This is a genomic window from Paraburkholderia dipogonis (genome assembly GCF_046027395.1).
Taxonomy (GTDB): Bacteria; Pseudomonadota; Gammaproteobacteria; order Burkholderiales; family Burkholderiaceae; genus Paraburkholderia; species Paraburkholderia dipogonis_A.
This window is the reverse complement of the sequence record NZ_JAQQEG010000019.1, coordinates 101,168-126,719: the sequence shown is the minus strand read 5'-3', so window position 1 is coordinate 126,719 and position 25,552 is coordinate 101,168. Positions and strand designations below refer to the sequence as shown.

The 25,552-nt window shown below is 62.5% G+C and carries 23 protein-coding genes and 1 pseudogene; 12 read left to right on the top strand and 12 right to left on the bottom strand.

Annotation, left to right across the window (positions count from 1 at the left end; all coding sequences use genetic code 11):
- The first annotated feature begins 193 nt into the window (after positions 1–193).
- From PQR32_RS20655 to PQR32_RS20635, 5 genes are all read left to right on the top strand, one after another.
- Complete coding sequence (locus PQR32_RS20655) at positions 194–1,243, top strand: ABC transporter substrate-binding protein (RefSeq protein WP_408230932.1); 1,050 nt, start codon at positions 194–196, stop codon at positions 1,241–1,243.
- 8 nt (positions 1,244–1,251) lie between these two features.
- Positions 1,252–2,316 carry an ABC transporter ATP-binding protein gene (locus PQR32_RS20650; protein WP_408230929.1) on the top strand — a complete coding sequence of 355 codons (1,065 nt, stop codon included), beginning with the start codon at positions 1,252–1,254 and terminating at the stop codon, positions 2,314–2,316.
- 2 nt (positions 2,317–2,318) lie between these two features.
- Entirely contained in the window at positions 2,319–4,049 is a 1,731-nt protein-coding gene (locus PQR32_RS20645) for an ABC transporter permease (protein ID WP_408230926.1), read from the top strand.
- A gap of 55 nt (positions 4,050–4,104) precedes the next feature.
- Positions 4,105–4,914, top strand: a complete 810-nt coding sequence (locus tag PQR32_RS20640) for an aldolase/citrate lyase family protein (RefSeq protein WP_408230923.1) — start codon at positions 4,105–4,107, stop codon at positions 4,912–4,914.
- A gap of 127 nt (positions 4,915–5,041) precedes the next feature.
- Complete coding sequence (locus PQR32_RS20635; RefSeq protein WP_408230920.1) at positions 5,042–5,980, top strand: LysR family transcriptional regulator; 939 nt, start codon at positions 5,042–5,044, stop codon at positions 5,978–5,980.
- On the opposite strand, the gene PQR32_RS20630 is transcribed toward PQR32_RS20635, so the two are convergent.
- Positions 5,977–6,489, bottom strand: a complete 513-nt coding sequence (locus PQR32_RS20630) for a RidA family protein (RefSeq protein ID WP_408230917.1) — start codon at positions 6,487–6,489, stop codon at positions 5,977–5,979. The genes PQR32_RS20635 and PQR32_RS20630 overlap by 4 nt on opposite strands.
- Positions 6,490–6,688: 199 nt before the next feature.
- Here PQR32_RS20630 and PQR32_RS20625 point away from each other — a divergent pair, with 199 nt between their 5' ends.
- Positions 6,689–7,018 (top strand): hypothetical protein, encoded by a 330-nt coding sequence (locus tag PQR32_RS20625; protein ID WP_408230914.1) that lies wholly within the window; start codon positions 6,689–6,691, stop codon positions 7,016–7,018.
- Positions 7,019–7,154: 136 nt separating this feature from the next.
- Here PQR32_RS20625 and PQR32_RS20620 read toward each other — a convergent pair whose 3' ends face one another.
- From PQR32_RS20620 to PQR32_RS20605, 4 genes and pseudogenes are all read right to left on the bottom strand, one after another.
- On the bottom strand, positions 7,155–8,297 hold the full coding sequence (locus tag PQR32_RS20620) for an aminoacyl--tRNA ligase-related protein (RefSeq protein ID WP_408230911.1): 1,143 nt from the start codon (positions 8,295–8,297) through the stop codon (positions 7,155–7,157).
- Between the two features lie 420 nt (positions 8,298–8,717).
- Complete coding sequence (locus PQR32_RS20615) at positions 8,718–9,467, bottom strand: aldolase (protein WP_408230908.1); 750 nt, start codon at positions 9,465–9,467, stop codon at positions 8,718–8,720.
- Positions 9,468–9,543: 76 nt separating this feature from the next.
- Positions 9,544–10,716, bottom strand: coding sequence for a M20 aminoacylase family protein (locus PQR32_RS20610; protein WP_408230905.1), 1,173 nt, complete (start codon positions 10,714–10,716; stop codon positions 9,544–9,546).
- A gap of 39 nt (positions 10,717–10,755) precedes the next feature.
- Positions 10,756–12,003 (bottom strand): annotated as a pseudogene (locus PQR32_RS20605) (diaminopropionate ammonia-lyase).
- A gap of 178 nt (positions 12,004–12,181) precedes the next feature.
- On the opposite strand from PQR32_RS20605, the gene PQR32_RS20600 reads away from it, so the two are divergent.
- Entirely contained in the window at positions 12,182–12,658 is a 477-nt protein-coding gene (locus tag PQR32_RS20600) for an Lrp/AsnC family transcriptional regulator (protein ID WP_408230902.1), read from the top strand.
- 9 nt (positions 12,659–12,667) lie between these two features.
- On the opposite strand, the gene PQR32_RS20595 is transcribed toward PQR32_RS20600, so the two are convergent.
- Together PQR32_RS20595 and PQR32_RS20590 are read right to left on the bottom strand one after the other, a co-directional pair.
- Positions 12,668–13,213, bottom strand: coding sequence for an ABC transporter substrate-binding protein (locus PQR32_RS20595; RefSeq protein WP_408230899.1), 546 nt, complete (start codon positions 13,211–13,213; stop codon positions 12,668–12,670).
- A gap of 11 nt (positions 13,214–13,224) precedes the next feature.
- Positions 13,225–14,559 (bottom strand): aminotransferase-like domain-containing protein, encoded by a 1,335-nt coding sequence (locus PQR32_RS20590; protein WP_408230896.1) that lies wholly within the window; start codon positions 14,557–14,559, stop codon positions 13,225–13,227.
- A 164-nt stretch (positions 14,560–14,723) separates the two neighbouring features.
- On the opposite strand from PQR32_RS20590, the gene PQR32_RS20585 reads away from it, so the two are divergent.
- The 3 genes from PQR32_RS20585 to PQR32_RS20575 all read left to right on the top strand — a co-directional run bounded on the left by PQR32_RS20585 (position 14,724) and on the right by PQR32_RS20575 (position 17,834).
- Positions 14,724–15,341, top strand: a complete 618-nt coding sequence (locus PQR32_RS20585) for a DJ-1/PfpI family protein (protein WP_408230893.1) — start codon at positions 14,724–14,726, stop codon at positions 15,339–15,341.
- 550 nt (positions 15,342–15,891) lie between these two features.
- Complete coding sequence (locus tag PQR32_RS20580; protein WP_408230891.1) at positions 15,892–17,007, top strand: glycosyltransferase family 4 protein; 1,116 nt, start codon at positions 15,892–15,894, stop codon at positions 17,005–17,007.
- Positions 17,004–17,834, top strand: a complete 831-nt coding sequence (locus tag PQR32_RS20575; protein WP_408230888.1) for a polysaccharide deacetylase family protein — start codon at positions 17,004–17,006, stop codon at positions 17,832–17,834. Before PQR32_RS20580 ends, PQR32_RS20575 begins: the two co-directional genes overlap by 4 nt.
- Here the strand turns inward: PQR32_RS20575 and PQR32_RS20570 are convergent.
- The 4 genes from PQR32_RS20570 to ocd all read right to left on the bottom strand — a co-directional run bounded on the left by PQR32_RS20570 (position 17,824) and on the right by ocd (position 22,400).
- Positions 17,824–18,594 (bottom strand): PepSY-associated TM helix domain-containing protein, encoded by a 771-nt coding sequence (locus PQR32_RS20570; RefSeq protein ID WP_408231056.1) that lies wholly within the window; start codon positions 18,592–18,594, stop codon positions 17,824–17,826. The genes PQR32_RS20575 and PQR32_RS20570 overlap by 11 nt on opposite strands.
- A 100-nt stretch (positions 18,595–18,694) precedes the next feature.
- Positions 18,695–20,248, bottom strand: a complete 1,554-nt coding sequence (locus tag PQR32_RS20565) for a phospholipase D family protein (protein ID WP_408230885.1) — start codon at positions 20,246–20,248, stop codon at positions 18,695–18,697.
- Positions 20,249–20,341: 93 nt separating this feature from the next.
- A complete protein-coding gene (gene ctlX, locus PQR32_RS20560) occupies positions 20,342–21,286 on the bottom strand; it encodes a citrulline utilization hydrolase CtlX (protein WP_408230882.1) in 945 nt (314 codons plus the stop codon).
- A gap of 52 nt (positions 21,287–21,338) precedes the next feature.
- Entirely contained in the window at positions 21,339–22,400 is a 1,062-nt protein-coding gene (gene ocd / locus PQR32_RS20555; RefSeq protein ID WP_408230879.1) for an ornithine cyclodeaminase, read from the bottom strand.
- 227 nt (positions 22,401–22,627) lie between these two features.
- Here ocd and PQR32_RS20550 point away from each other — a divergent pair, with 227 nt between their 5' ends.
- Positions 22,628–23,059: an Lrp/AsnC family transcriptional regulator gene (locus tag PQR32_RS20550; protein ID WP_408230876.1), complete on the top strand. Its 432-nt coding sequence runs from the start codon at positions 22,628–22,630 to the stop codon at positions 23,057–23,059.
- 75 nt (positions 23,060–23,134) lie between these two features.
- Positions 23,135–24,448, top strand: a complete 1,314-nt coding sequence (locus PQR32_RS20545) for a replication-associated recombination protein A (protein WP_408230873.1) — start codon at positions 23,135–23,137, stop codon at positions 24,446–24,448.
- Positions 24,449–24,543: 95 nt separating this feature from the next.
- Here the strand turns inward: PQR32_RS20545 and PQR32_RS20540 are convergent, their stop codons facing one another.
- Positions 24,544–25,491 (bottom strand): TauD/TfdA dioxygenase family protein, encoded by a 948-nt coding sequence (locus PQR32_RS20540; protein ID WP_408230870.1) that lies wholly within the window; start codon positions 25,489–25,491, stop codon positions 24,544–24,546.
- Positions 25,492–25,552: the final 61 nt, after the last annotated feature.

The following is a 25,552-nucleotide window of genomic DNA, read 5'->3' as shown; positions in this document are numbered from 1 at the left end:
TGCGTGACAAGCAAGCTGTTTCGCGCAAAACACAGCGCGCATGCGCGATAACCCGGATCTTCATCCACGCTTAAATCGACGTTCAGCATATCGAAATTCCGTATGCGGCGATTATCGGCGATGCTCGATAAGCCCACGACGCAGAGCGTCCGTGAACGGCGCGAGAAATAACATAAGACCATTGGAGACAGACATGCTACGAGCCCCGATGCGAACGTGGATCGGCGTATTGGCACTGCTGCTTGCACTCTTGCCGATGGTCTCGCGCACGGCCTTCGCGAGCGATCCCGCGTTGATCGAACAGGCGAAGAAAGAGGGCAGCCTCGTGGTCTACGGATGCGATCCGCCGCAAACGCCGGTATATCTCGACGCATTCAAGAAGCGCTATCCGGAGATCAAGGTCAGTTCTTACGTGGCGGGCTGCTGGCAGATTTACAACCGCCATATCGCCGAGCGCACTGCAGGCAAGCAGGCCGCGGACGCGTTCTTCTCGCTGGAAGACGTCTTCACGCGGATGCAGAACGAGCAACTGCTCGACCCGTATCACTCGCCGGAACTGAAGAACTTCCCCGCCGATGCCGCGCCCGCCGGAAAGGACTTTGAGCGTGTGAAGACGCTGATTCTCGGTGTCGGCGCAAACAGGCAGTATCTGAACGGCATGCAGCCGCCGCAGGACTGGATGGATTTCGCCAACCCGAAGCAGGAGTGGCAGAACCAGATCACGTTTTACGACCCACGTACGTCGTCGGCGGCTTTCTCGCTGCTTGCGACGCTGTACCAGAACTTCGGCGAACAGCGCACCGTCGCGATCTACCAGGGACTCATCAAGTCCGGCGCGGAATTGACACCGACCACGCCGGCCGGTCTGTCGAAGATGCTGTCGGGCGAAAAGCCGCTGATGTTTTATGTGGTCAACAACCACTATAGCGGCGCGGTAGCGAAGGGCGCGCCGCTAGAATTCATCGTGCCCAAATCCGGCACCGTGTCCACGCCGTTTTCGGTCGCGGTGCTGAAGGGCGCGCCACATCCCGCGGCGGCGAAGCTGTTCGTCGATTTCATGATGAGCGATGCGCAGACGATCATCCAGAGAGCGAACGAGTACGCGCTGCGTAACGGTTCGACGCCGCCACAAGGCATGCCGAAACTCGAGACAGTAAAGGTGCTGCCGCTCGACATCGACGCCGCGCTCAGGCAGCAGACGCAGCTCATCGAGTTGTGGCAGAAAGCAACCGGAATCAGGTGAGGCCACGCATGTCGATCATCATTCGCCGCCTGCAAAAATCCTATGGCGCGCAACCGGTGCTGAAGTCGGTCAGCGAGAGCTTCGCCGAGGCGCAGATATCGGTGCTGCTCGGCGCGAGCGGCTGCGGCAAGACGACGACCTTGCGCTGTATCGCGGGACTGGAGCGGCCCTCGGATGGCGAGATCGTAATCGCGGGACGTACCGTGTATCAGGCTGCGCCCGCGCTGTGGGTGCCGCCCGAACGCCGTCATGTGTCGATGGTGTTCCAGTCGTACGCAATCTGGCCGCATATGAGCGTATTTGAAAACGTCGGCCTGCCGCTGCGGGCGGCCGGCGTCAGCGGCGCGAAGGCACGCGACGCGGTGATGGCGACGCTGCGCCTTGTCGGCCTCGACACGTTCGCCGAGCGCAGCGCGACGCAGTTATCAGGCGGCCAGCAGCAGCGCGTGGCGCTCGCGCGCGCCATCGTGTCCGAGGCGCCCGTCATTCTGATGGACGAGCCGCTCAGCAATCTCGACGCGAAACTGCGCGTGGAGATGCGCATCGAAATCCGTGAATTGCAGCGGCGTCTCGGCCGCACCATTCTGTTCGTCACGCATGATCAGGAAGAAGCGATGTCGATTGCCGACACCGTCTACCTGTATCACGCGGGCACGGTGATTCAAAAGGGCGCGCCGAAGGATCTCTACGATCGTCCCGCCACGCGTCATGCAGCGGAGTTTCTGGGGCGGGCGAACATCATCGCGGACTACGAATGGCAAATGGGCGCGAACGGCGCGGTCTTCGCGATGCCCGGCGGACTGACGTTGCCCGCCGCGCTCGCTCAGCCGCCGCGGCCCGGTGAACTGTTGTGCATTCGCCCGGAGAAGTGGCGCGTGCGCCAGTCCGGCGCGCCTGGCTCGATCGCCGGGCGCGTTGCGGAGGCGAGTTTCGTCGGCAATCGCACTGAGTATCGGATCGATACCGCGTTCGGCCAGATGAGCGTCGTGCAACTCGACGCGGGCCCACGCCGGCCGGGCGACGCGATCAGCATCGAAGTGGCCGCGGACGACATACGCGTGATAGGAGCGTGAGCTTGGCCGATCTGCCTCTTTCGGAACGTCACGCGGTGCAGCGCCATCGGATCATGCAGCAATTGCCGGCGATCATGGCGGTCGTGCTGATCTGCGGCGCCGTCGCCGTCCTCGTGATCGCGCCGCTGTGCGCCGTGCTGTATCGCGCTGTCTTCGACGTGGACGCAGGCGCGCCATCGTTGACGAGCCGCTATTTCGCCGAGGTGCTGGGCAAGCGGATTTACTGGGACGCCCTAGCCAACACGCTGCTCGTGTCGGGCGGCGCAGCCACGATCGCCACGCTGCTCGGCGTGTCGTTCGCGTGGATCTTCGAGCGCACCGATACGTGGATGCGCGGCGTACTGCAATGGATCAGCCAGTTGCCGATCTTCATTCCGCCGTTCGTCGGCGCGGTCGCGTGGGCGCTGCTCGCCGCGCCCCGCAGCGGCATCATGAACCGGCTCCTCGCGACGCTCGGTTTGCCCGGCGCGCTGGACGTGTACAGCCGCTGGGGCATGCTGATCGTGATCGGCCTGTATCTCGCGCCGTACGTGATGATGATCGTCGCGGCGGCGCTGCGCAGCATGGACCCGAGCCTAGAGGAAGCGGCGCAGGTGTGCGGCCTCACGCCCTTGCAGACCATGCGCCGCATCACCATTCCGCTGCTCACGCCGGCCGTGCTGTCCGGCGCAGTCCTCGCGTTTACGATCGCCATCGGCCTGTTCGGCACGCCGGTGGTACTGGGCTGGTCACGGCAGATTCTCATGCTGACCTCGCGCATCTGGATCGGCTCGCAGGAAGTGCCGCCCAACTATGGCGTCATGGCCGTCCTGTCGATCTATCTGCTCGCGTTGTCGAGCTTCACCACGTGGCTGCAACGCGTGCTGGTCGGCAAGCGGATCTACACGACCATCAGCGGCAAGGGTTTCCGGCCGCGGCTCGTCGAACTCGGCGGCTGGCGGTGGGCTACCGGCGCGCTCGCGGCGCTCTATGTCGTGTCCACGATCCTCGCGCCGATCGCGATCCTGATCGCCGCGGCGCTGTCGCGCTACACCTGGTCCGGCGAGTACTCCCTCACCACCGCGATCGGCTATCTGCAATCGGACGACGTGTGGTTCACGCTGCAAAACAGCGTGCTCATCTCGGTGGTGTCCGCGACCACGGCGACTGTCGCGGGCATCGTGATCGCGTGGATCGTCGTGCGGACCCGGCTGCGCGGCAAAGGTCTGCTCGAATACGTGATCCTGCTGCCCATTTCCATGCCGGGCATCGCGTTCGGCGTCGGCATGCTGCTGTTCTGGATCAACGTGCCACTCTCCGTCTACGGCACCACGCTGATCATCGTTTTTGCGTTCGTCGGCCGGTTTACCGCGTATGCGGTGCGTTCGGTGTCGGCCAGCCTGATCCAGGTGCATCCCGAGCTCGAAGAAAGCGCGCGCGTCTGCGGCTATGGACCGTTGCGCACGTTCACGCACATCACGTTGCCGCTGATTCGCGCCAGCGTGATCGCAGCGTGGCTGCTGCTGTTCAGCTTCTTCATGACCGAACTCTCGATGGTCGTGATTCTCTACACCGCGGCGGACCGTACGTTCTCCGTACTCGCATTCGAAGCGTGGAATGTCGGCGATTTCTCGCGCCTAGCGAGTTACTCGCTGTTGCAGATGGCGGTCGGCATCGTCTTCATGGCGATTCTCAAGACCTGCTTTCGCAGTTGGAGCGCGCCGCGTTCCATGCAACCGGTCACACCGAACTGAAGCAGACAGCCATCTGCGTAATCTGCCCGCTCGCGGGCGTCTGAAGGAGCAGGGTATGAAACCGAAGAACATGCTGATGGACACGATGAAGTCAGGCCGCACCGCACTCGGCGTGTGGGCGAACGATCCCGAAACCGCGGAACTGTGCGCGCATCTCGGCTTCGACTGGATCATGATCGACATGATGTTTACCGGCATGGACTTCCATGACGTGCAAAATATGATCCGCACCTGCGAGGCGGCCGGCATTACGCCGGTTGTGCGCATGCAGACCAATCCGTGGCATGGCTACGATGCGCGCATCGGTGTCGATCTGTCGCGACTGCAAGGTCTGGGCGCGGAATACGTGCTGATCTCGCATTCGGGCCTGCAGGAAATCAATGAAGCGCTGGAAATTGCGCGCGACTGGCACCGGCGCGCGCTATGGATTCATCCGTTCAACAACCGCGAATGGGAACAACGCACCGATGAGATGGCGCAGGCCACGTACATCATTCCGCACGTGGAGAGCCAGGGCGGCATCGACGACTTCGACAAGGTACTCGATCATCCCGATCTGAAGATGTTCTTCTTCGCGATGACCGATCTGTCGAAAGTACTGGGCGGCAATGCGAAGAAACCGGACTTCAATAGCCCGGACCTGTGGAAGCTGGTGGATCGTGGTGTGAAGAAAGCGCACGAGCGCGGCATCATGGTCGGCGCCAACACGAGTTATGCCTATACGCTGGAGGAAATGCGCCAACGGGTCAAACGGCTGCACGACGCCGGCATGAACTTCATCATGATCCAGGGCGCGCAGTTCCTGTTCCAGGTCGCGATGATGGAGTTTTTGCCGAATGTGCGCAAAGACCTCGGCCTGGTCTGAATGCGCGCTTGCGAACATCGCCATGATGATGCGGCACGCCGGAGGAGGTAACATAAGTCACGCGCGAGGTGACGTGCAAAGCGTGACACCCGCGCCCCGGTTTGCCGCTGAGGAGACAATCCACGTTATGGCGACGCACTTCGATCTGACCGACATGCAGTTGATGGTGAACATCGGCGAATCATTGAGTCTCACGCGGGCGGCCGAGAAATCGCACCTGTCGGCGCCCGCGGCCAGCATGCGGATCAAGAACCTCGAAGACTATTTCCGCACGCCTTTGCTGTACCGCACCAATCAGGGCGTGACGCTCACGCGTTCCGGCGAGGAATTGATGCGGCATGCGCGCATTCTGATCGCGCAGGTCGAGCAGTTGCACGGCGATATGCAGGAATTCGCGCGCGGCGTCAAAGGGCGGCTGCGCGTGCTCGGCAATACCACGGCGATGATGGAGGTGATGCCGAACATCCTGAGCCGTTTTCTCGCCTCGCATCCGGATGTTGACCTCGAGCTGCGCGAGAGCGGCAGTCAGGCGATTGCAAGGGCGGTAGCCGACGGCGCCGCCGATCTCGGCATTGTCGCGGGCTGTCCGCCTGCGGAGAACCTGCACTACTTGCCATGTCGCGACGATCGCCTCGTGCTGATCGTGCCGAGCGGTCATGTGCTCGAGGGGCGTGAGGCGGTGGCGTTCGCCGAGACGCTCGCGTTCGATTACGTGGGCTTGTCGGAATGGAGTGCGATTCACGCGTTTCTTGTGCGGGCTGCCGCCGAGGCCGGGCGGCCGTTCCGCTTTCGCGCTGAGATGGGCAATTTCGACGCGGTGTGCCGGATGATCGAGGCGACCGTCGGCATCGGCGTGATTCCCGACTCCGTGGCGCGCCGGCTCGTGCCGACCATGCGCATCACCGCGATCGCGTTGACCGATAGTTGGGCATTGCGCAGGCTCCATGTCTGCGTGCGCGATTTCGACGCGCTGCCGCTGTTCGCGCGTGAACTGGTCGATATGTTCGCGGCCGAAGCGCATGCTGGAAAAGATCACATGCTGACGGCCCGCACGTTGACGCCTTAGCGAACCTCGAAAATAGCCTCCACCTCCACGGACGCCGCGGCGGGCAGGGTCGCGACGCCGACCGCCGTCCGTGCATGCCGGCCGCGCTCGCCGAATACCTCGAAGAAGAGATCGGACGCCCCGTTGATCACTTTCGGCACGTCCGGATAACCGGGCGTCGCATAGACGAAGCCGCCGACGCGGTGGCAACAGACCACGCGGTCCAGGTCGCCGTCCAGCGCGAGCTGCAATGCTGCCAGCAGATTCAGCGCGCAGATCTGCGCGGCTTGCTGTCCGGCCTGAAGGTCGTGAACTTCGCCGACCGGACCGCTGAATCGCACTTCGCCTTCCCATTCGCAGATTTGTCCGGAGAGGAAGATCAACGGGCCGGAGCGTGAAAACGGCTTGAACGCGCCGCGCGGCGCGGGCACATTCGGCAAGGCGAGCCCGAGGGCATTCAGGCGGGCCAGGGCCGTACCGGGGGAAGCATTCGATGTGGGCGTCGTCATGTCGGTGTTGAAGGTTTCCATTGAGGTGAAAGCCCGCGGGCGTTCGGAGCCGGTAACGCATTGGTCGAGGCGAAACGCTCCGGTAGTCAAATCATGACACGGCCGGGCGCTGGTGAGAAACGTGTGAATCCATGCTCGGCGCTTCCATGCGCGCTGACGGTAACGATATACACCCGCGCTGGCGTATGATTTCGCAACCTCTGCAAACAGGAGTTGCCCGATGCAACCGCGTGTTCACCTTCTCTTCATCACCGTACTGGCAGGTGCATTGAGTGCCTGCGCACAGACCGGCCCGGTCGAGTTCTCCGCGTCGGGCGCCGACGCGCCGATGCTCAACCAGGCCAGCGATACGGACTTCGGTCCGATGGACAGGACGATCGCGCAATGCAAAGCCGTGTCGCGCAACGCGGGCCCGGGGCAATGCACGAAAGTTCGCGCCTACGAATCGTGCATGAAGAGCAAAGGCTACATCACCGTGCTCGGACCGGAAAACCCACAAGGCTGCGGCGACCCGGAATGGGAGAAGGATGTGCGGAAGTGGCTTCAGTGAGGCGGTCATTGCGCAAGTCCTGTGAGCGCGCACGAAAACCCCGCTGCTAACATGACGCTCCCTCTGCTTGCGGGTGTGCGCAAATCAGTAACGAGGCCGTCTTAGAGCAGATGCCGAAGCGCACACGTTGTCGGCGTTATCTCGCGCAAAGCGCCACGATTTCCGCCGCCGACGCCTCTTCACGCGCAAGGGTGCGCCGGTCCATCCATTCGAAGCGGCCCGAAGCGGATGCTTTGCCGCTCACCACCACGCGTTGCCGGCACGCGATCAACTCGGCGTCGGCGAGCTTCTTTCCGGCTTGCGCCAGACGATCGTCGACCAGCACGCTCAATCCTTTTGTTTGCAGATCGCGCAGCAGCGCCTGGGCAGCCTCCTGGCGTTCCTGACGGTCCCAGTCAATGACGGTGAGCACAACGTCGAAGGTATTGAACGACTCGCTGCCCCAAAAGCCGCGCTCGTCGCGCTGTCGGCTGAGCAGGAGCATGGCGAGGCGTGAGACGCCCACGCCGAAGCAACCCATTCTGACGAATTCGCCTTTGGCGTTCACCAACCCCATGGCCTTGGAATAGCGGTCGCCCAGATCGAAAATGTGCGCGCACTCGAGCGATTTCTGGCCGTCGGTCTCGTCCTCGCCGAGCTCGCTGAGGACATGAAACTCCTCCGAGCTTTGGCCGCCGATTTCCCCGTTGTCGCTAGACTTCACGATGGCGTCCAGGCCCAATCGCCGGAAGATGCGCAGATAGGCTTCGCGAACGGCCTCATACGCTGCGCGCGCGCCGTCTTCCGTGGCATTGAAGGCATAGCCGTCTTTCATGATGAACTCCTTGGCGCGCGCGAGGCCACCGCGCGTCCTCAGTTCGTCGCGGTATTTGTTGCCGAACTGATAGAGGCCCAGACTCATGTCCGTCCGGTTGTAGTGCGTCTTGACCATGTTGGTGGCCAATTCCTCGCACGTGGCGCCAAGGCAAAACAGCCGGCCAGAGCGGCTCGTGAGCCGCATCAGCTCGTCGCCATACACGTCCAGCCGCCCGGTTTGCCGCCACAGATCGGCGTCCTGCAGCAGGCTCATCTGGATTTCGCAAAAGCCGGCGCGCTCCATCTCCTCGCGCACGATGCTCTCGACGCGCCGCTGCGCTCTCAGGCCGAACGACATCCAGGAGTAGAGTCCCGCGGCGTCCTGATGGACGAGGCATGCCTTGCGGGCGAGATCGGTCAGTTCCAGCCGGGTGTTGTCCTGCTCGAAGAAACTGTTGGCGAAAAATTGCTGTGAGAATTTCATGATGTGCTCCGGATTCAGAATTCAGCGTAAAAACAGGCCTGAAATGAAAAAACGCCCGCAAGGGGCGTCCGGATCATCGATTCTCACGCGAGGCGCAGGCGCTTAGCCTCTCTGTCGCGCATATTGAGTTCTCGAGCAGACTCCGGCCGCCATAGCGGGCACCGGAGGTCGTTGCGGGAGAATGCTCAAAAAGTCCATGATGTCTTGCTGCTCGTCCTGTACTCGTTTCGATTCAATAGCGGAAGATGCCGCGCTGAAATGATCGAGGCGGATCGCCGGTTGGCTTCGCTTTCTCGTCATTCATTAGTTGCTACTCTGCACGAAACGCGGCGCGGCCGCAACCCCGTCTCGAGCGTGGCGTAAGTGCATGGTTCGGGAACTCGACGCTACAGGCGATAACCGGCAGAACGGCGTACGCCGCTACCCGGGTTCGCCGAGTGTGCGCCTCAACGCCGTGAAGAACAGTTCCGACTGTGCCCGCTCGCTTTGCACCTGCTTTGCCACGCGAGTCGCGACGGCAGGGTTCACCGGCTTCAGTGCGCGCCCCGTGGAAAGCGCCAACACCTGGCTTTGGCAAGCTCGTTCCAGATAGTAAAGATCATCGTACGCGTAGTCGATGCGCTCCGCGCACACCACCACGCCGTGGTTGCCGAGGAATACGATGTCGCTGCCATTCATCGCATGCGCGATCCGTTCGCCTTCTCCGGCGTCCAGTGCCAGGCCGTTGTACTCGCGGTCCAGGGCGATCCGGCCGTGGAAGCGCATTGCGTTTTGCGACAGCGTGGTATCGAGGCCGCAGTCTTCAGTCAGCGTCAACGCCGTCGCATAGGGCATATGCGTATGCAGCACGCAATGCTTGCCCGCGATGTTATGGACCGCCGCGTGGATGAACATGGCGGTAGGCTCGACCTCATGCCGGCCGGCGACACGATTGCCGAGACCATCCACGATGACGATGTCGTCCGCCTTGATTTCGCTCCACATCAGGCCGCGCGGATTCAGCAGGAAGAGCCCGCGCTCGCCGGGCAATGCGATGCTGAAGTGATTGCATACCCCTTCGCCAAGGCCGTGATGCGCGGCGGCACGCAGTGCCAGCGCAAGGTCCTGCCGCAGGGTGACGACTTCCGGGGCGTGAAAGATCGCGTCTTCAACAACCGGGGTAACTTTCATGGCGGTGTTTGCGTTCGTAATGATGTGAAGGAGACGGCCCCTGTCGCCGGACTCTCGACAAACGGCGACGAGCTTATCAGCGGTCTCGGGCAAGAGGTAGTGCGAGCTTCGCTATTTCCGCGAAGTATCGCGCACCGGTCAGCAAAATATCGTCATTGAAGTCATACGTTGCATTATGCAACGGCACGCCGCCCGTCTTGCCCGTATCCCCGTTGCCGATGAAGGCAAAGTTGCCCGGCACGACCTGCAGGAAGGCGCCGAAGTCTTCGGAGATCATCATGGGCTGCACGTTGGCTTCGACGTTTTCCGCGCCAACGATATTGCGGGCCGCTGAAACGGCGAGCTCCGCATAATCCGCCGAGTTCACGGTCGGTGCAAATTCGTGCGTGTATTCGAACGAGCACTCCGCCCCGTGCGCGTGGCAGATCCCTTCGCTGATTTCGCGCATGCGGGTGGCGAGCATTTGCTGCACCTCCGGCGCGTAGCTGCGCGTGTCGCCTTTGATCGTCACATTCGACGGGATGACGTTGCGAATGCCGTCCGTAATGAACTCCGTACAGGAAATCACGGCCTGTAAGCCCGGATCCAGGTTGCGCGAAACGATGGTCTGAAGCGCCAGCACGATTTGCGACGCGATCACGATCGGATCCACGCCCATGTGCGGTCGCGCCGCGTGCGTGCCGCGCGCCTTGATATGGATGACGAAGTTATCCTCGCTCGCCATGATTCCGCCGGCTCGGGTCGCGAATGTTCCGGCCCGCTGGCCAGGCATATTGTGCGCACCGAAGATCGCGTCGACAGGGAAGCGTTCGAAGAGCCCGTCGCTCATCATCGCTTTTGCACCGCGGCCGTGTTCCTCCGCCGGCTGGAAAATAAACCGCACCGTGCCGCTGAAGTCCCGCCGCTCGCCAAGCAGGCGCGCCGCGCCGAGGATCATGGACATGTGGCCGTCGTGACCACACGCGTGCATCTTGCCGCGCGTACACGACGCGTGCGAACGGTCAGGCGCGTTTTCGAGGATATTGAGCGCATCCATGTCGGCACGCAGTCCAATCACGCCTTTTCCCGACCCAACGGTGAGATTGGCCACGAGTCCGGTACCGCCGATTCCACGGTGTACCTCGAGGCCGAGGGTTTGCAGAATGTTCGCCACGTAATCGGCGGTCGCGACTACCTCGAAGCCGGTTTCCGGGTGCCGATGCAGATGCTGACGCCAGCTTTTCAACTGCGATTGCAGGGAGGTTTCCATGGTTTCAGATCCTGTTCGAATTCAATGCATGTCGACGCGTCATGCCATATCTGCCGGTGAGCGGGCGAGGTGACCGAGCCAATCGGCCTGACGTTCCAGTGCCGACGCAGCCGTTTCGCCCACGCATTGCGCGTAGACGGCGGGCGCGGTCGCGCCTTCCGTGCTGATGACGAGCACTCGCGAATCCGCATTCAAGCCGACCACTCGCGCCAGGTTCGCGTCGCACATGAGCGCGGTCAGGCCCGCGAAACCCGCAGCGCCCGACTCGCCAACCACCAGCGGCACATCGCGCCCGGAGCCGGCGGCCAGTGTGCGCATGGCATCGATCGCATCGTCGTCCTGGATGGTCATGAAGTGATCGATGCAAGGCTGCAGGATTTTCCACGCGAGCGGCGATGTCTCGCCGCAAGCCAGCCCGGCCATAAGCGAATCGATCGCTCCGCGAGTTCTCGTCGCGCGGCCTTCGAGCGCGCTTTGATACAGGCAATCGGCCTGCTGCGGCTCGACCACGACGAAGCGCGGCCGATCCGCGCCATAGGTCTCCCACAGAAAGCTCGCGATACCCGCTGCAAGGCCGCCCACGCCGCCTTGCAGAAAGACATGGGTGAACGCCGGGCCGTCCTGATCGCTGGCGCTTTGCTCGATGATTTCGGCTACCACGGTCCCGTATCCCTGCATCACGTCGCGAGGAATGTCCTCATAGCCTTCGTACGAGGTGTCCGAAACGACATGCCAGCCGTTTGCAGCAGCAAGCCGGGCTGCCTCTTCGACCGACTCGTCGTAATTGCCCGCGATGCGGACGATCTTCGCACCGTAGGCGGCGATCGCCTGCTCGCGTTCGACGCTCACGTTGGCATGCAGCACGATCACGCATTCACAGCCGACGGTTTGCGCGGCCGCCGCCAGCGCCTTGCCGTGGTTACCGTCCGTCGCGCTGATCACCGTCAGATGCGTGAGCATGTCTTTGCAGCGTCCTTCGATCACGGCGATTGCGTGGAGGTCAAGCATCGGCCAAAGGCGCAGGATCAGCCGGACCAGGGCGATGGGCGCGCCCAGCGCCTTGAAGCTGCCGAGAGGAGAGCGCACCGACTCGTCTTTCACGCATAGCTTCGCGACGCCCAGTCGCGCCGCGGCATCGGGTAAATTCCAGAGCGGCGTTGCCTTTGGATTGAGGTGATCCCAATGAGACAGTCATGCACGGCTTTGCTGGGCCGCCGCCACGTTCAGGATCCGCGTGAGGTCATCGGGGTAGGACGTACGCGACGCATGCTTGTTGGCAATGAGCATTGCAATTGAACTCCGGAAAGACGGTTGGACAAAGTGATTTCAGTCGGAAGCGGACGCGAAGCCCACCCCGGACGCATCACCTTTCACCAAAATAATATTGCTTGACTCGCATAGATATGACGCAAAATGCGGGTTGTTTATGAAAAAAAATCTCATTTAACCGGGTTGAAGCACGACTATGGCCGCGACTCTCGATACCTTCGACAGAAAGCTGCTGCGCGAAATACAGCAGGACGCGCAGATCCCGCAGAACGAGCTTGGGTCACGCGTCAGTCTGTCCACTGCCGCCGTGAACCGGCGCCTGCGCCGTCTTGCCGACGAAGGTGTGATCGAACGGTATGCCGCCATCGTTTCGCCGGAGAAGGTGGAATCGCCTCTCACGATCATCACGTCCATCGAGGTCGAGAGCGAACAGATCGACCTGTTGGACGCGATGAAGCGGACGTTCTCACAGTGTCCGCAAGTTCAGCAGTGCTATTACGTCGCCGGCGAGTGGGACTTCGTGTTCGTCATGACGGTGCGGCATATGGAGCAGTACAACGAGTTGACCCGGCAACTCTTCTTCGCGAACAACAACGTCAAGCGCTTCAAGACGCTGGTCAGCATGAGCCGCGTCAAGGTCGGCTTGACGGTGCCTGTCGATCTCGAGGAATAGCCCCGATCGTTACCTGAGGACGCTGCGATCGTGCCAGTCGCGTTGCCCGCACTGGCGAACGGTGATCGCGCCGTTGCGAATGTCGCCATTCGCATCGAACTGGATGGGGCCGGTCACGCCATCTATTTTCAAAGTCTGGAGCTTGGCCAAACAGACTTTCGGGTCGGTGGAATCGGCTGCCTGCATCGCACCCGCCATGGCCATCACGGCGTCGTATGCATAAGGCGCGTAGAGCTGCACAGGTATGCCGAAGCGTTGCTGGAAGCGTTTGAAGAACGCGTCGCCCTGCGGCATGTTCGAAGGCGGCACGCGTGCCAGCGTGCAGTACATGTTGTCCGTCATGGCTGATCCGGCCAGCTTGATGAACTGCGGCGTGCACGCTTCATCGCCTGCAATCAGTTTCGCCTTCAGGCCGAGTTTCTGCGCCTGTTGCGCGAACGAGGCTGCCTGCGTATCGCCACCCGTGAACACGATTCCAGTCGGAACATGACTCTTGATCGTGGTCAGCACGGCCATCCAGTTGGTCGTTTTGTCGGTTCGGTATTCTCGAGCCACGACGGTGCGCTTCAATAGGTGTACGAGGCAATGACGCTTTTAATCTTTTCCAACGACTCGCGGAGAGTGGTCAATTCAACGGACCCCAGCGCCACGCGAATCGCATGGGGTACATGCTCCGAAGTCGAGAAAGGCTCGGCTGTCGAGACTGAAATTCCCTCGCGCATGAGCGCCATCGCCACCACGTCGGCGCGAACCTCCTCTGCGAGAGGAAGCCAGAGGAAGTAGGACACGGGATGACAAACGCGTCGCAGTCCGGCGAGGACCTCAGCGGCCATCGATTGCCGGACCTTCGCATCCCGGCGCTTCTCTATCTCCAGACGTGTGACGGTGCCATCGTCCAGCCAGCCGCAGGCAATGGCGGTCATCACCGCGGCGGTGTTCCAGGTGGTGGCCCGGATCGCACGCTCGATCGGTGCGACCCAGCGATCGGGCGCGGCAACGAAACCGACCCGCAGGCCGGTGGCGATGCTCTTCGATAGTCCCGAGACGTACACCGTCGTCTCAGGTGCGAGCGCTGCCAACGGGGGCGGCGGGTCTCCCGCCAGGAAGGCATACGCGGCGTCCTCGATGATGAGCAGTCCATGCTTTCTGGCAATCGACACCAACTCGTGCCGAAGATGCGCGTTCATGACCCAGCCTAGCGGGTTATGGAGTGTCGGCATCGTGTAGATGGCACGCACTTTTCTGGTTCGGCACAAGCGTTCGAGCGCGTTCAGGTCGGGGCCCTGGTCGGAAACCGGAAGCGGCGCCAGTTCGAGCCGGATGGTTTCGGCTAGCACCTTGAACCCCGGATAGGTCAATGCGTCGACCGCGACCACATCGCCAGGCTTCAGGAGCGCCAGAACAGTGGCTGTCAGACCATGCTGCGCGCCGTTTACGATCACAACCTGATCGCCTTTGACGGCTAGTCCTCGACACGACAGGTGACGCGCGACGATCTCCCGTTCATGCGTCCGGCCGCCGTGCGGCTGATAGCGCAATAACGCATCCAGATCGCCGGAGGACGCGAGCTGACGCAGAGCGCTTCTGAGAAGTTCGGCCTGGCCGGGGAGGGACGGATTGTTGAAATTGAGGTCCGTCAAACCCGCGGCGCCGGCATGCTGGTCAATGCCCAGGCGCGGAGGCAGGGAGATTTCTCTCACGAAGGTGCCGCGGCCGGTTTCGCCGCTGACCAATCCCATCGCCCCGAGCTCGGCATAGACCCGCGACGCGGTGACGAGCGCGAGTCCCTCCTTGGCGGCGAGCTGCCGGTGAGTCGGCAAGCGCGTGCCGGGCGCGAGGCGTCCGGTGCGAATATCGGCCGCCATTCTGTCGACCAGCAACTTGTACCGGGAGGTCGGCATGGGCAAATGTATCCATGACAATTATTTGATTGTATTGATTCTCGGCCATACGATCTCGCATCGCAACTCTGTTTTGCGCAGCTGTGGGGCTGGCCGGCTTTCATTGGCGTGGCTCCATGTAGCGGCGGCAAACAGCAAGCGCCCCTGGACTCGCGGAGCACATCATGCACATCGCCATTCTTACCTTCGAAGGCTTCAACGAACTCGACTCGCTTATCGCACTCGGCGTCCTCAATCGCGTCAGGAAGCCGGGCTGGCGGGTGTCGATCGCCTGTCCCGCCGCGCGGGTCAAGTCGATGAACGGCGTGGTCATCGAAGCCCAGGCTTCACTGCAAGAGGCTTGTGATGCCGATGCGGTGATCGTGGGCAGCGGCAGACAGACACGTGAAGTCGTCGCCGATAGTGCGCTGATGGCGCAGTTGCAACTCGACCCGTCAAGACAGCTGCTGGCCGCGCAATGTTCCGGCACGCTTGTGCTCGCCAAGTTAGGCCTGCTCGATGGCGTGCCGGCATGTACCGATCTGACGACCAGGCCGTGGGTTCAGGAAGCGGGTATCGACGTGTTGAATCAGCCCATTTTCGTCAGCGGAAACGTTGCGACCGCCGGGGGCTGTCTGGCTTCGACCTACCTCGCCGCCTGGATCATCGCCCGTCTGGAAGGAATCGACGCGGCGGAAAGCGCACTGCATTACGTCGCTCCAGTCGGAGAAAAAGAGGCCTACGTGTCCCGCGCGATGGGCAATATCATGCCGTTCCTGGAAGCGAAGGTGGCGACGGTGTAAGCGAACAAAGTAAAAGGGCAGCGCGGCCTATCGATTATTCCTCTTATGAAATCGGTCATTTGAGGTCGCGCTGCAGATTGCGGCGGTCCATCCACCGCAATACGACTAGCGTTCGAAACCGCAGTCGCCATCGCGGCAAAAACTGAAGGCATTCCCGACGCCCTCAACCCACGCTAAACGTCACCCCCAGTCAAGCGCTTTCTGCGTTCTCTCCCTTTTCCCCGCCGCTTCAACTGCGCAAAAACCAACACTTACCCGGCGACAACGTTTGCGCCGATTCAATCCGTCCGGATCAGTGTGTTTGGCTATTTACAAAACGGGAAGCTACCCAAATACTCCCGCCACAACTTGAAAGTTGAGTGTCAACGAGAAGTCATGCCAGTCCGTTTAACACGGACGTCATCCGTCACCGGCTGACGCAACTTCAAATTCGCTTCCCCCCATGAACACAGCGTTTGCCCCAAGGTCGCAGCAGTCCGGGGCAAATATTACAAACTATTACGAACCGGGTCGTCGTCCATAGGAAGGGCGCCGGGGAGCCAGTCAGCGCATGAAAGCATTAAGTGTTCTTCATAGTGAGTCGTCGCGGGGATGGGGGGGGCAGGAGGTTCGCACGCTCAAGGAAATGATCGCGTTGCGGGCGCTGGGCCATAACGTCGAGCTCGTTTGTCCGGAAGACGCGCGCCTTGGTATTCGCGCGCACGCTGAAGGCTTCCGCGTGCATCACGCGCGCATGCGGGCAGGGGCCGACGTTCGCTCCATGCTCACGATCCGCTCGCTGCTCGAGCGTCGTCGCTTCAATGTGCTGAATACGCACAGCGGCCATGACAGCCTCGTCGCCGGCATGGCGGGGCGGCTCGCGCGGACGCCGTTCATCGTGCGCACGCGGCATCTGGCGTTGCCGATCACATCGCTTGCCACGTACAACTGGATTCCTCATCGCGTTGTCGCGGTCAGCCATCATGTGCGGAAGTACCTGATCTCCGCGGGCGTGCAGGAACATCGCGTGGAGACGATTTACGACGGCATCCTGAAGCCGGAAGCCGGGACATGCTCCACGTTGCGCGACGAACTCGGACTGGACGCCGACGCGGTCGTCGCCGGCATGGTGGCGATAGTCCGCGAGAAGAAAGGCCACGAAGACCTGATCGCCGCCGTCCGGCCGATGCTGGCCGAGCGCCCCAATCTGCATGTCGTGATGGCGGGCGACGGCGTGTGGTTCGAGAAGATCAGGACGATCGTCGATGACATGGGCTTGTCCCAGCGCATCCATCTGCTCGGCTTTCGCACGGACATTACCAACGTGCTGCGCGGCTGCGATCTGTTCGTTTTGCCGACCCATCAGGAAGCGCTCGGACAATCGTTTATCGAAGCGATGGCGGTGGGTTTGCCGGTGATCGGCACGCGCGTCGACGGCGTGCCCGAGTTGATCGACGACGGCGTGAACGGCCTGCTCGTGCCCGCGCACGATATCGATGCATTGCGGAGCGCGCTGGCGCGTCTGATCGACGATGCGCCGCTGCGCGCGCGCCTGGGGCTTGCCGCGCGTCTGAATACCGATAGCCGTTTCACGGTGGACGCCATGGCGAACGAAACGATCGACTGCTACATGCGCGGCATCTATGCCCGGCGCGCGTACTACGGCGAACGGCGGGCGGCAGCATGACGAAGTTCGCACGCGCGGTGCCCGTGCTGATGTATCACCACATCAGCACCTCGCCAGGCATGATCACGGTGTCGCCGGAACACTTTGCCGCGCAAATGGCGTATCTGGCCGGCGCGGGTTACACGAGCGTCGGCAGCGCGCAACTGTCGGCCTATCTGGCGGGAGAACCCTTGCCGAAGAAGTCCGTCGTGCTGACTTTCGACGACGGCTATCTGGACAACTGGGTGCATGCGCATCCGGTTCTGCAGGCGCACGGATTGACCGCGTTGTGTTTTCTGGTGACGAGCTGGATCGGCGACGGGCCGGTCCGTGCGCATGCGCGTTCGGGCGGCGTGGTACCCGCGTTGCTCAATCACCGCGATGGCGAGGTGGCGATCGAAAACGGCGAACCCGATCGCGCCATTCTTCGCTGGTCGGAGATCGACGCGATGCGTGAAGCCGGCACGTTCGAATTTCACAGTCACACGCATAGCCATGTGCGGTGGGATCGGGTGTGCGCCAACGCAGACGAGAAATGCGCCGGGCTGACACGCGATCTCGCCAGCGCACGCGCCACGCTAGAGCAGAGACTGGGCGCCGTATCGGATCATCTGTGCTGGCCACAGGGATACCACGACGACGACTATCGGCGCATCGCGGCTCAGGCCGGCTTCCGGCACTTTTACACGTGCGAGACCGGTTCGAACTATGCGGGACGTCATGACGGCGCGGCTCGCTCGATCACCCGCCTGGAAGTGCGAGACCGGCCGGCTTCGTGGCTGGCTTCGCGGTTATGGGTGCATACGCGGCCCGCGATCAGCCGGGCGTATTTGAGGATCAAACGGTAACGCGCTGGAGTCTGACTTTTCGCCGGCGCCGCCATTGCCAAATCCCCGTCACCGCGATGGCGCTCAACGCCGAACCGCCGATCGCGAGCAAGCTCTCGAGCAGGGGTCCGCCCAGTTCGCCTGTGTGCAACGGGTACACCACGGCGACCGCGCGCGCTCCCGGATCGAGTGCGTCCCAGCGTCGTGCAGCGAGGACGTCGCCGGTAAACTGATCGATCCAGACCGACGTCAGGCCGTTAGGATGCGGGTCGTCCGGCAATTTCATCCGTATGCGAAGAGGGGCAGTGGGTTTCTCCGCGAGTTGGACGAGGCTGACGGCCCCGCGAGGGAATTGCGCCTGAGCCCGCGCGACCAGCCTATCGAGCGGCAGCATCGGCCGCGGCGCTCGTGACGTGTGCGGCAGCACCGGCACGGGCACGGCCCGGCCGCCGCTCAGTGTCGTGACGAAACCGCCGAGCGGCGGCCACGCCATATAGGCGCCCGTCGCAATCGATAGTGCGATCAACAGACCAGGCGACGCACCGCCGACGCGATGCAGGTCAAACAGTGCCCGGCTGAGTCCCCTGCGCAATTCAACGCGCAAGTTCGGCGCGCCGGAGCGCGGCCACCACAATGCAAGTCCCGAAATCAGCAGCAACAGGTAAATCAGCGCGACGCAGGCGAGCAACGCTTTACCCGTGCTGCCCATCCAGAGCGAACTGTGCAGCTTGAACAGCACATTGACGAAGCCCTGGGTTTCCGAGCGACGCCCAGAGGTCAGCGGCGGCGAGATGACGAAAGGGATGACTGGAAGACCGGCGAGGTGTTCTTATGGAAAACAGCGAACTACGGGACGCGCCGAAGCGAGCCGAGTCGCCCCGTCACAACTGCGACTCGATCGGCAACAAGCCGAGGAACCAGATGCCGACACGCTTCATGGTCGACACACCGGGCTCGTCGAGTTCGCTGACCTTGCCATCCGGCGCGGTGTCGATCCATACGATCCGGCTCTTGCCGTTGGCGTCCGTACGGGTTTCCAGCCGCCACGCGAGCTGATCCAGCTTTGGCTCGACGCCGTCCGCGACTTGCGCGGCGAGTGGGGTGCTTTCGCAGTACACGCCGATTTCCGTATTGAGAGTAATTGACCGAGGGTCGAGATTCATCGAGCCGATGAAGATGCTGCTTCTGTCGAACACATAGGTCTTCGCATGCAGTGAGGCTTTCGATGAACCCAGAATCGATTTCTTCTTCTCGCCGGCGTCCTCGTCCGGCGCAGGCTTCAATTCATACAGACGCACGCCGGCGTCGAGCAGATCCTTGCGATAACGTTGATATCCCGCGTGAACCGCGGCGACGTCGGTGGCGGCCAGCGAGTTCGTCAACACCGTGACGCGCACGCCGCGCTGTGTTTGCGCGCGCATCCATTCCACGCCCTTTTTGCCGGGGACGAAGTACGGGGAGATGATCAGCACTTCCTTCGTGGGTTCGATACTCAACGCATTGAACTGCGACAGCAGATGTCCCTGCGGATCGTCCGGAGAGCGAGTGATTTTCGCGGGATCGTCGTAGAGGAGGGTCGCCTTGCCCCAGGAGAAGTCGGTGTCGCGCGCATTCAGCGTTTCGCCAAGGCGTGCCTTGGCCTGCGTGACGTACGGCGAATCGCGTTCGGAGGCGATGAACGCCGTGAGCCTGGCGCGATAAGCCGGCAGCGAGTCCGCCTCGGCGGCATGTCCGGTCAGGCTGGCGATCGGATAGGCGGCATCGGAGTTCCAGAATTCGTCGAAGGCATTGGAGACCTTATGGACCACGGGTCCGAAAGTCAGCACGTCGAGGTCGCCAAAGTCGATCTCGCTGGATGCGCCGAAGTACTCATCGCCGATATTGCGGCCGCCGAGAATGGCGGCCTGGTTGTCCGCGATCAACGCCTTGTTGTGCATGCGCCGATTGACCCGGCTGAACTCGAGCGCCGTGCCCAGCTTCTTGAAGCTCCGGCTGGCGATCGGATTGAAGAGGCGTATTTCGATGTTGGGGTGTGAGCTGATGGCGAGCAGAACCTTGTCGTCGGCGCCCGTGCCCAGATCGTCCAGCAGAACGCGAACCCTGACGCCGCGATCGGCGGCCTTGAGCACCGCGTCGGCCAGGTGACGGCCCGTCAGATCGTCGTGCCAGATGTAGTACTGCAGGTCGAGCGTGCGCTCGGCTGCTTCCGCCAGCACGATGCGGGCGAGCAGGGCATCGACGCCGTTGGGCAGCAGATGGAACGCGCTGTTGTCGGGATGCTTGCGCTCCTGCGGGATGAAGGCGGTGCCAAGGCGCGTGGTGTCCGTGTCCGTCAGTGCATGCGTCGTGGTACGGCCGGTCTGCGGCGGCAGGCTCGCGCAGGCGGACAGCAGCGTGATCAGCAGGACTGCAACGATACCGCGGAACGTCGCCATGGTTGTGCCTTTCAATCGTGCGTGTCCGTAAGATAGCCGCAAGCGTTGCTCTCGTCGAGTGGAGCGCCGGTTGCACCGCCATCCGGAGCGCGTTCAGACGGGCCGCCGCGACAAATGAATTCCCCCCAGCATGCAGCGGACCGAGCCTCCGGCCATTTCGATGGTGGGAACGCGCAGCGGCAGCAGTCGGGCAGAGCGTTCGATCAGCGCTTTCTGTTGTGCCGTCAGGCACGATGCGCCCCGTTCCGAAAGCGCGAGCACGCGTCCGGCGCTGCCGGATAGTTCGAGCGCGTTCGCGGCGAAGTTGCCGATCTGTGAGGCGTCGAGATCGATCACGGTGCGTCCGCTTTCCATCAGACGCGCCCGCACTTCGGCGCGCCGACGTTCATCGGTGATCAGGTCGAGCCCGATCAACGCGAACTCTGTCGCGACGCTCATCATGACGTTGGTGTGATACACCGCGCGACCTGCCGAGTCGACGGCGTCGAAGCATACCGGCTCGAAGTTGAAGTTCGTGCAGAACCGTTCGAGCGCCACCGGATCCGCGCGGCGCGAGCGCGCCGTATAAGCAATGCGCGCGATGTGGTCCAGCACCATGGCTCCGGTGCCTTCGAGAAACACGTCGTCGTATTCGAGGCCCGAATAGTCGATGACGTCCTGCACGCGATACTGTGCCTTGAACATGTCGATCACGTCCGTTCTGCGCTCGCGCCGGCGGTTGACGCAGTGCATCGGATACAACGCGACGTGGCCACCGGGATGCGTCGAGAACCAGTTGTTCGGGAACACGGAATCGGGCGTGCTCCGTGTTCCGTCGTCCTCGAACAGATGAACGCGCACGCCCGCGTCTTCCAACGCCGCCGCGGCAGCCGTCACTTCGTCATAGGCGGCGGCCGCGAGCGGCTCCGCTTCCTGGTGATCTGTGAGACCGCTGGTGCGCTGAAACGCGTTGTCGCTTGCCGTCTCGGGGTTGGGATAAAAGCAATGCGGGCGGATCACGACGACAGCGGATGGCGCCTGAATCGACAGAAGGCTCATGGATAGGGACCGCGGGAGTAAGAGGGCGTGCGCGTCGAGGGCGGGCTGCGCGTCAGGCCGACGCCAATGCGTGTTCGGCACGAGCCTGCGCCATGGCGGCCGGTGCGAGTTCGCCGAACAGATCCTTCGGATCCGCAGCAGGCGGAATCAGCGCGACTTCGATGCCGACATGGTGTGTCTGTGCCAGCGCATGCAAATAGCGCAGTGCCGAATAGTCTTCGAGCGCGAAGCCGACGGAGTCGAATACGGTGACCTGCTGTGCGTTTTCGCGTCCTTCGATCTCGCCGCGCAACACGCGCCACAGTTCGATCACGGGCGAGTCGGCGGCCAGTTGCTGAATCTCGCCTTCAACGCGGGTCTGCGGTTCGTACTCGACGATCACGCGGCTCATGTTCAGCACGTCGGCATGCAGTTCGGTCTTGCCCGGACAGTCACCGCCCACGGCGTTCAGATGCATGCCCGGTTCGATCATGTCCGGCGTGATGATCGTCGCGCAGGCCTTGTCGGCGGTCACGGTCGTGACGATATGGGCGCCGCGCACCGCCTGCGCAGCCGACGTCGCGCGGATGATGCGCAATTGCGGCCACGCCGCGAGATTGCGAATGAGTTTGTCCGTGGCGTGGCGGTCGACGTCGAACACGCGAAGCTCGTCGATACCTAGAAGCGTATGGAACGCAATAGCCTGAAACTCGCTTTGCGCGCCATTGCCGATCAAGGCCATTCGTCGCGAGTCGGGCCGCGCCAATGCTTTGGCCGCCAGCGCCGAAGTTGCCGCCGTGCGCAGCGCGGTGGTCAAGGTAAGCTCGGAAAGGAACAGCGGGTAACCGGTATCCACCGAGGCCAGTGCGCCGAACGCCATGACGGTTTGCATGCCGCGCTCGGCATTGATGGGATGGCCGTTCACGTATTTGAAGGCAAACAGTTCCGCGTCGGCCACGGGCATCAACTCGATGACGCCGAGTCGCGAATGACAGGCGACGCGCGGCGACTTGTCGAATTCGCTCCAGCGCAGATAGTCGGCACGGATGGTCTGGGCAAGTTCGTCGAGAAAGCGCGGCACGCCGATATTGGCGACGAGCCGGTACGTTGCAGGTACGTCGAGGAAGCGGGTCATGGTGATGTCTCCGTTGTTGTTGCAGGCCCCGAAGCGGAGCGATAGCGAAATTATTCCCTGCCCCCGCGCCAACAAAAAGACAACAAACATTGCAGTTTTGCGCTCCGAAGTGTCAAGATGCGCACTCGGAATGCGCGTTTTGTACCATCCGCGCTTCTTTCTGCCCCCAGGTTTGCTCGGAGCAGCCTGAACGGAACCCGGCCGGAAACCGGCGTAGGCACAAAAAAATGATCGATCTCGATGACATCGACCGGCAGTTGATTGCTTTACTGCGCGACGACGCGCGCATGTCCGTGGTGACGCTGGCGAAGCACTTGCGGGTCGCTCGCGCCACGGTCCAGAACCGGCTGACGCGGCTGGAAAAGAGCGGCGTGATCGTGGGCTATACCGTGCGCGTGAAGCCCGCGGCGGAGGCGCACCGGATCCGGGCGCTGATGTCGATTGCGGTCGAAGGCAACCGCGCGGCCGACGTGCTCAAGGTGCTTCGTGGCCATCCCAACGTCGCGACGATCCACAGCACCAATGGGCGTTGGGATCTCATCGCGGAGTTGCGGGCGGATTCGCTGGAAAACTTCGATAGGGTGCTCGGCGCGATTCGCCTGATCGACGGCATCGCGAGTACTGAAACGAGTATTCTTCTGTCGACTCACAAGATATAAGGGCGTGTTTTTGCGACCATTCAAATCCGTGGGCCCGCACGCCTGCCACGGAAAAAGCCGCTCACTATCCGCACCATGACCGACCTCTTTGCCACCCAGCCTCGCGCGCCGCTTGCCGAGCAGCTTCGGCCCGAATCGCTCGACGACGTCGTCGGGCAGTCTCATCTGCTGGGCCCGGGCAAGCCGCTGCGGCTCGCACTCGACTCCCAACGTCTGCACTCGTTCATCCTGTGGGGACCGCCCGGTGTCGGCAAGACGACGATTGCGCGGCTTGCCGCGCGGGCGTTCGACTACGAGTTCATCGCCGAGTCGGCCGTCGCCGCCGGCGTCAAGGAACTGAGAGAGGCCGCCGCGCGTGCCCAGCAGATGCTCGACCACCGGGGCCGCTCGACCGTGCTGTTCCTCGATGAAATTCACCGGCTCAACAAAAGCCAGCAGGACGCCTTGCTGCCGCACGTCGAAACGGGCCGGCTGACGCTCATCGGCGCGACCACGGAAAATCCCAGTTTCGAGGTCAACAGCGCGCTGCTGTCGCGCGCCCAGGTGTATGTGCTCAAGCCGCTATCCGACGAGGAATTGCGGCAGCTTTTCAAGCGAGCGCAGGCGGTGTTGGGCGAGCTCGAGTTCGAGCCATTCGCGCTCGACGCCGTCATCGGTTTTGCCGACGGCGACGGCCGCAAGTTTCTGAACCTCGTCGAGCAGCTCGCCAATGCCGCTACGGCAGCCGGGCTGACACGTATCGATGCGAGCTTCGTCAGCACCGCGTCCGCCACGACGACACGGCGTTTCGACAAGGGAGGCGAGGAATTCTACGACCAGATTTCCGCGCTGATCAAATCCGCCCGCGGCTCCGATCCGGATGCGGCCTTGTACTGGATGGCGCGAATGATCGACGGCGGCGTCGACGTGCGCTACCTCGCGCGCCGCATCATCATCCTGGCGAGCGAGGAGGTGGGCAATGCGGATCCGAGAGCATTACAGGTCGCGGTGAACGCGGCCGAAGCCTATGAACGGCTCGGCTCCCCCGAAGGCGAACTGGCGCTCGCCCAGGCGCTCGTGTATATCACCGTCGCGCCGAAGTCGAATGCGGTCAGCATGGCGTGGCATCAGGCGCTGTCATTCGTGCGCGGCGACCGCACGCGAGCGGTGCCGCTGCATCTTAGGAATGCGCCGACGCAACTCATGAAGGATCTCGGCTACAAAAAGGACTATCGCTACGCGCACGACGAACCGGATGCGTACGCAGCGGGTGAGCATTACTTTCCGGAAGATGTCGCCGAACAACGCTGGTATCAGCCCGTGCCGCGCGGACTGGAATCCAGGATTGGCGACAAGCTCGAGCACCTGCGCGAACTCGACGCGCAGGCGCGTGGGAAACAGAAGCCGTAGACGCTGTCGATCCGACCGACAGCGTGGGTCAGGGTGGCGATTTCTTTTTGCGGCGCGCGCTGCCTGCTATCTGCTCGCGGGGCGCGCCTGCGTCCTCAGTTCAACGCGACCGCCGCGGCGGCGCTCACCGGCGAGCCTTCAATCCCCACCGATTGCGCGCCGTCCGGGCCAACGGGCACGTCGCCGACGAGTGTCGTGCGATACAGTTGCCGGTCGAAGTCGAGATCGAAAATATCCGTGGGCGCAAGGTGAGCCGTCGCCCGGTTGTCCCAGAAAGCAACGCTGCCTGCCTCCCATTTGAAGCGCACGGTGAACTCCGGCCGCGTCACATGTTCCCAGAGCAGTTCGAGCAACACCTGGCTTTCACGCGGGCTCACGCCGACGATCGACTTCAGGAAACTCGGGCTCACATAGAGCGCCCGCTCGCCCGTTTCCGGATGAACTCTGACCAGCGGATGTTCGGTGACGAGCGTGCGTTGCTCGACGGCTTTGTTAAACGCCTCCGTGCCACTCGCGCCGGCCGGCGGCGTGAAACGGTGCAGCCCGCGCAGACCATCGACGAACGAACGCAGCGGTGCGGAAAGCTTCTGATAGGCGGCCACCAGGTTGGTCCACTGCGTGTCGCCGCCGTAAGGCGGAATCGTCACGCCGCGCAGGATCGACGCCCACGGTGGATTGAGCGCGGCCGTCACGTCCGTATGCCAGCCGGTCCACGGGCGTTGCAGCGTTTGCCCTTCGAAACGCGTTGCCTTGCGGTACTTCGAAATCGAGTAGATCTCTGGATGACCGTCCACGTGGCCGAACACCGGATGCCCCAAGGTCAGTTCGCCGAACTGCGCCGAGAACGCGACGTGCTGCTCATGCGTGAGGAACTGCTCGCGAAAGAATACGACGCGCCACTTCAGAAGCGCGGCGCGAATCTCCGCGATCTGTCGCGCATCCAGCTTCTGCGTGAGATCGACACCATGAATCTCCGCGCCGATATGCGCGGAAAGCGGCGTGACCTGAATCGACTGTACGTCCTGCACTGCGGCTGCACTCATGAAAAGCTCCTGAATTCCTGATGAAGAGAACGTGTCCGACGGCGCGAATGCCGTCGCCTGA

Coding starts and splice junctions, on each gene's coding strand:
- PQR32_RS20585 (WP_408230893.1), top strand. CDS start 14,724: ATGCACATCGCCATTCTTACCTTCGAAGGCTTCAACGAACTCGACTCG.
- PQR32_RS20610 (WP_408230905.1), bottom strand. CDS start 10,716: ATGGAAACCTCCCTGCAATCGCAGTTGAAAAGCTGGCGTCAGCATCTG.
- PQR32_RS20550 (WP_408230876.1), top strand. CDS start 22,628: ATGATCGATCTCGATGACATCGACCGGCAGTTGATTGCTTTACTGCGC.
- PQR32_RS20590 (WP_408230896.1), bottom strand. CDS start 14,559: ATGCCGACCTCCCGGTACAAGTTGCTGGTCGACAGAATGGCGGCCGAT.
- PQR32_RS20615 (WP_408230908.1), bottom strand. CDS start 9,467: ATGAAAGTTACCCCGGTTGTTGAAGACGCGATCTTTCACGCCCCGGAA.
- PQR32_RS20640 (WP_408230923.1), top strand. CDS start 4,105: ATGAAACCGAAGAACATGCTGATGGACACGATGAAGTCAGGCCGCACC.
- PQR32_RS20620 (WP_408230911.1), bottom strand. CDS start 8,297: ATGAAATTCTCACAGCAATTTTTCGCCAACAGTTTCTTCGAGCAGGAC.
- ocd (WP_408230879.1), bottom strand. CDS start 22,400: ATGACCCGCTTCCTCGACGTACCTGCAACGTACCGGCTCGTCGCCAAT.
- PQR32_RS20655 (WP_408230932.1), top strand. CDS start 194: ATGCTACGAGCCCCGATGCGAACGTGGATCGGCGTATTGGCACTGCTG.
- PQR32_RS20545 (WP_408230873.1), top strand. CDS start 23,135: ATGACCGACCTCTTTGCCACCCAGCCTCGCGCGCCGCTTGCCGAGCAG.
- PQR32_RS20575 (WP_408230888.1), top strand. CDS start 17,004: ATGACGAAGTTCGCACGCGCGGTGCCCGTGCTGATGTATCACCACATC.
- ctlX (WP_408230882.1), bottom strand. CDS start 21,286: ATGAGCCTTCTGTCGATTCAGGCGCCATCCGCTGTCGTCGTGATCCGC.
- PQR32_RS20635 (WP_408230920.1), top strand. CDS start 5,042: ATGGCGACGCACTTCGATCTGACCGACATGCAGTTGATGGTGAACATC.
- PQR32_RS20650 (WP_408230929.1), top strand. CDS start 1,252: ATGTCGATCATCATTCGCCGCCTGCAAAAATCCTATGGCGCGCAACCG.
- PQR32_RS20540 (WP_408230870.1), bottom strand. CDS start 25,491: ATGAGTGCAGCCGCAGTGCAGGACGTACAGTCGATTCAGGTCACGCCG.
- PQR32_RS20580 (WP_408230891.1), top strand. CDS start 15,892: ATGAAAGCATTAAGTGTTCTTCATAGTGAGTCGTCGCGGGGATGGGGG.
- PQR32_RS20625 (WP_408230914.1), top strand. CDS start 6,689: ATGCAACCGCGTGTTCACCTTCTCTTCATCACCGTACTGGCAGGTGCA.
- PQR32_RS20600 (WP_408230902.1), top strand. CDS start 12,182: ATGGCCGCGACTCTCGATACCTTCGACAGAAAGCTGCTGCGCGAAATA.
- PQR32_RS20565 (WP_408230885.1), bottom strand. CDS start 20,248: ATGGCGACGTTCCGCGGTATCGTTGCAGTCCTGCTGATCACGCTGCTG.
- PQR32_RS20630 (WP_408230917.1), bottom strand. CDS start 6,489: ATGGAAACCTTCAACACCGACATGACGACGCCCACATCGAATGCTTCC.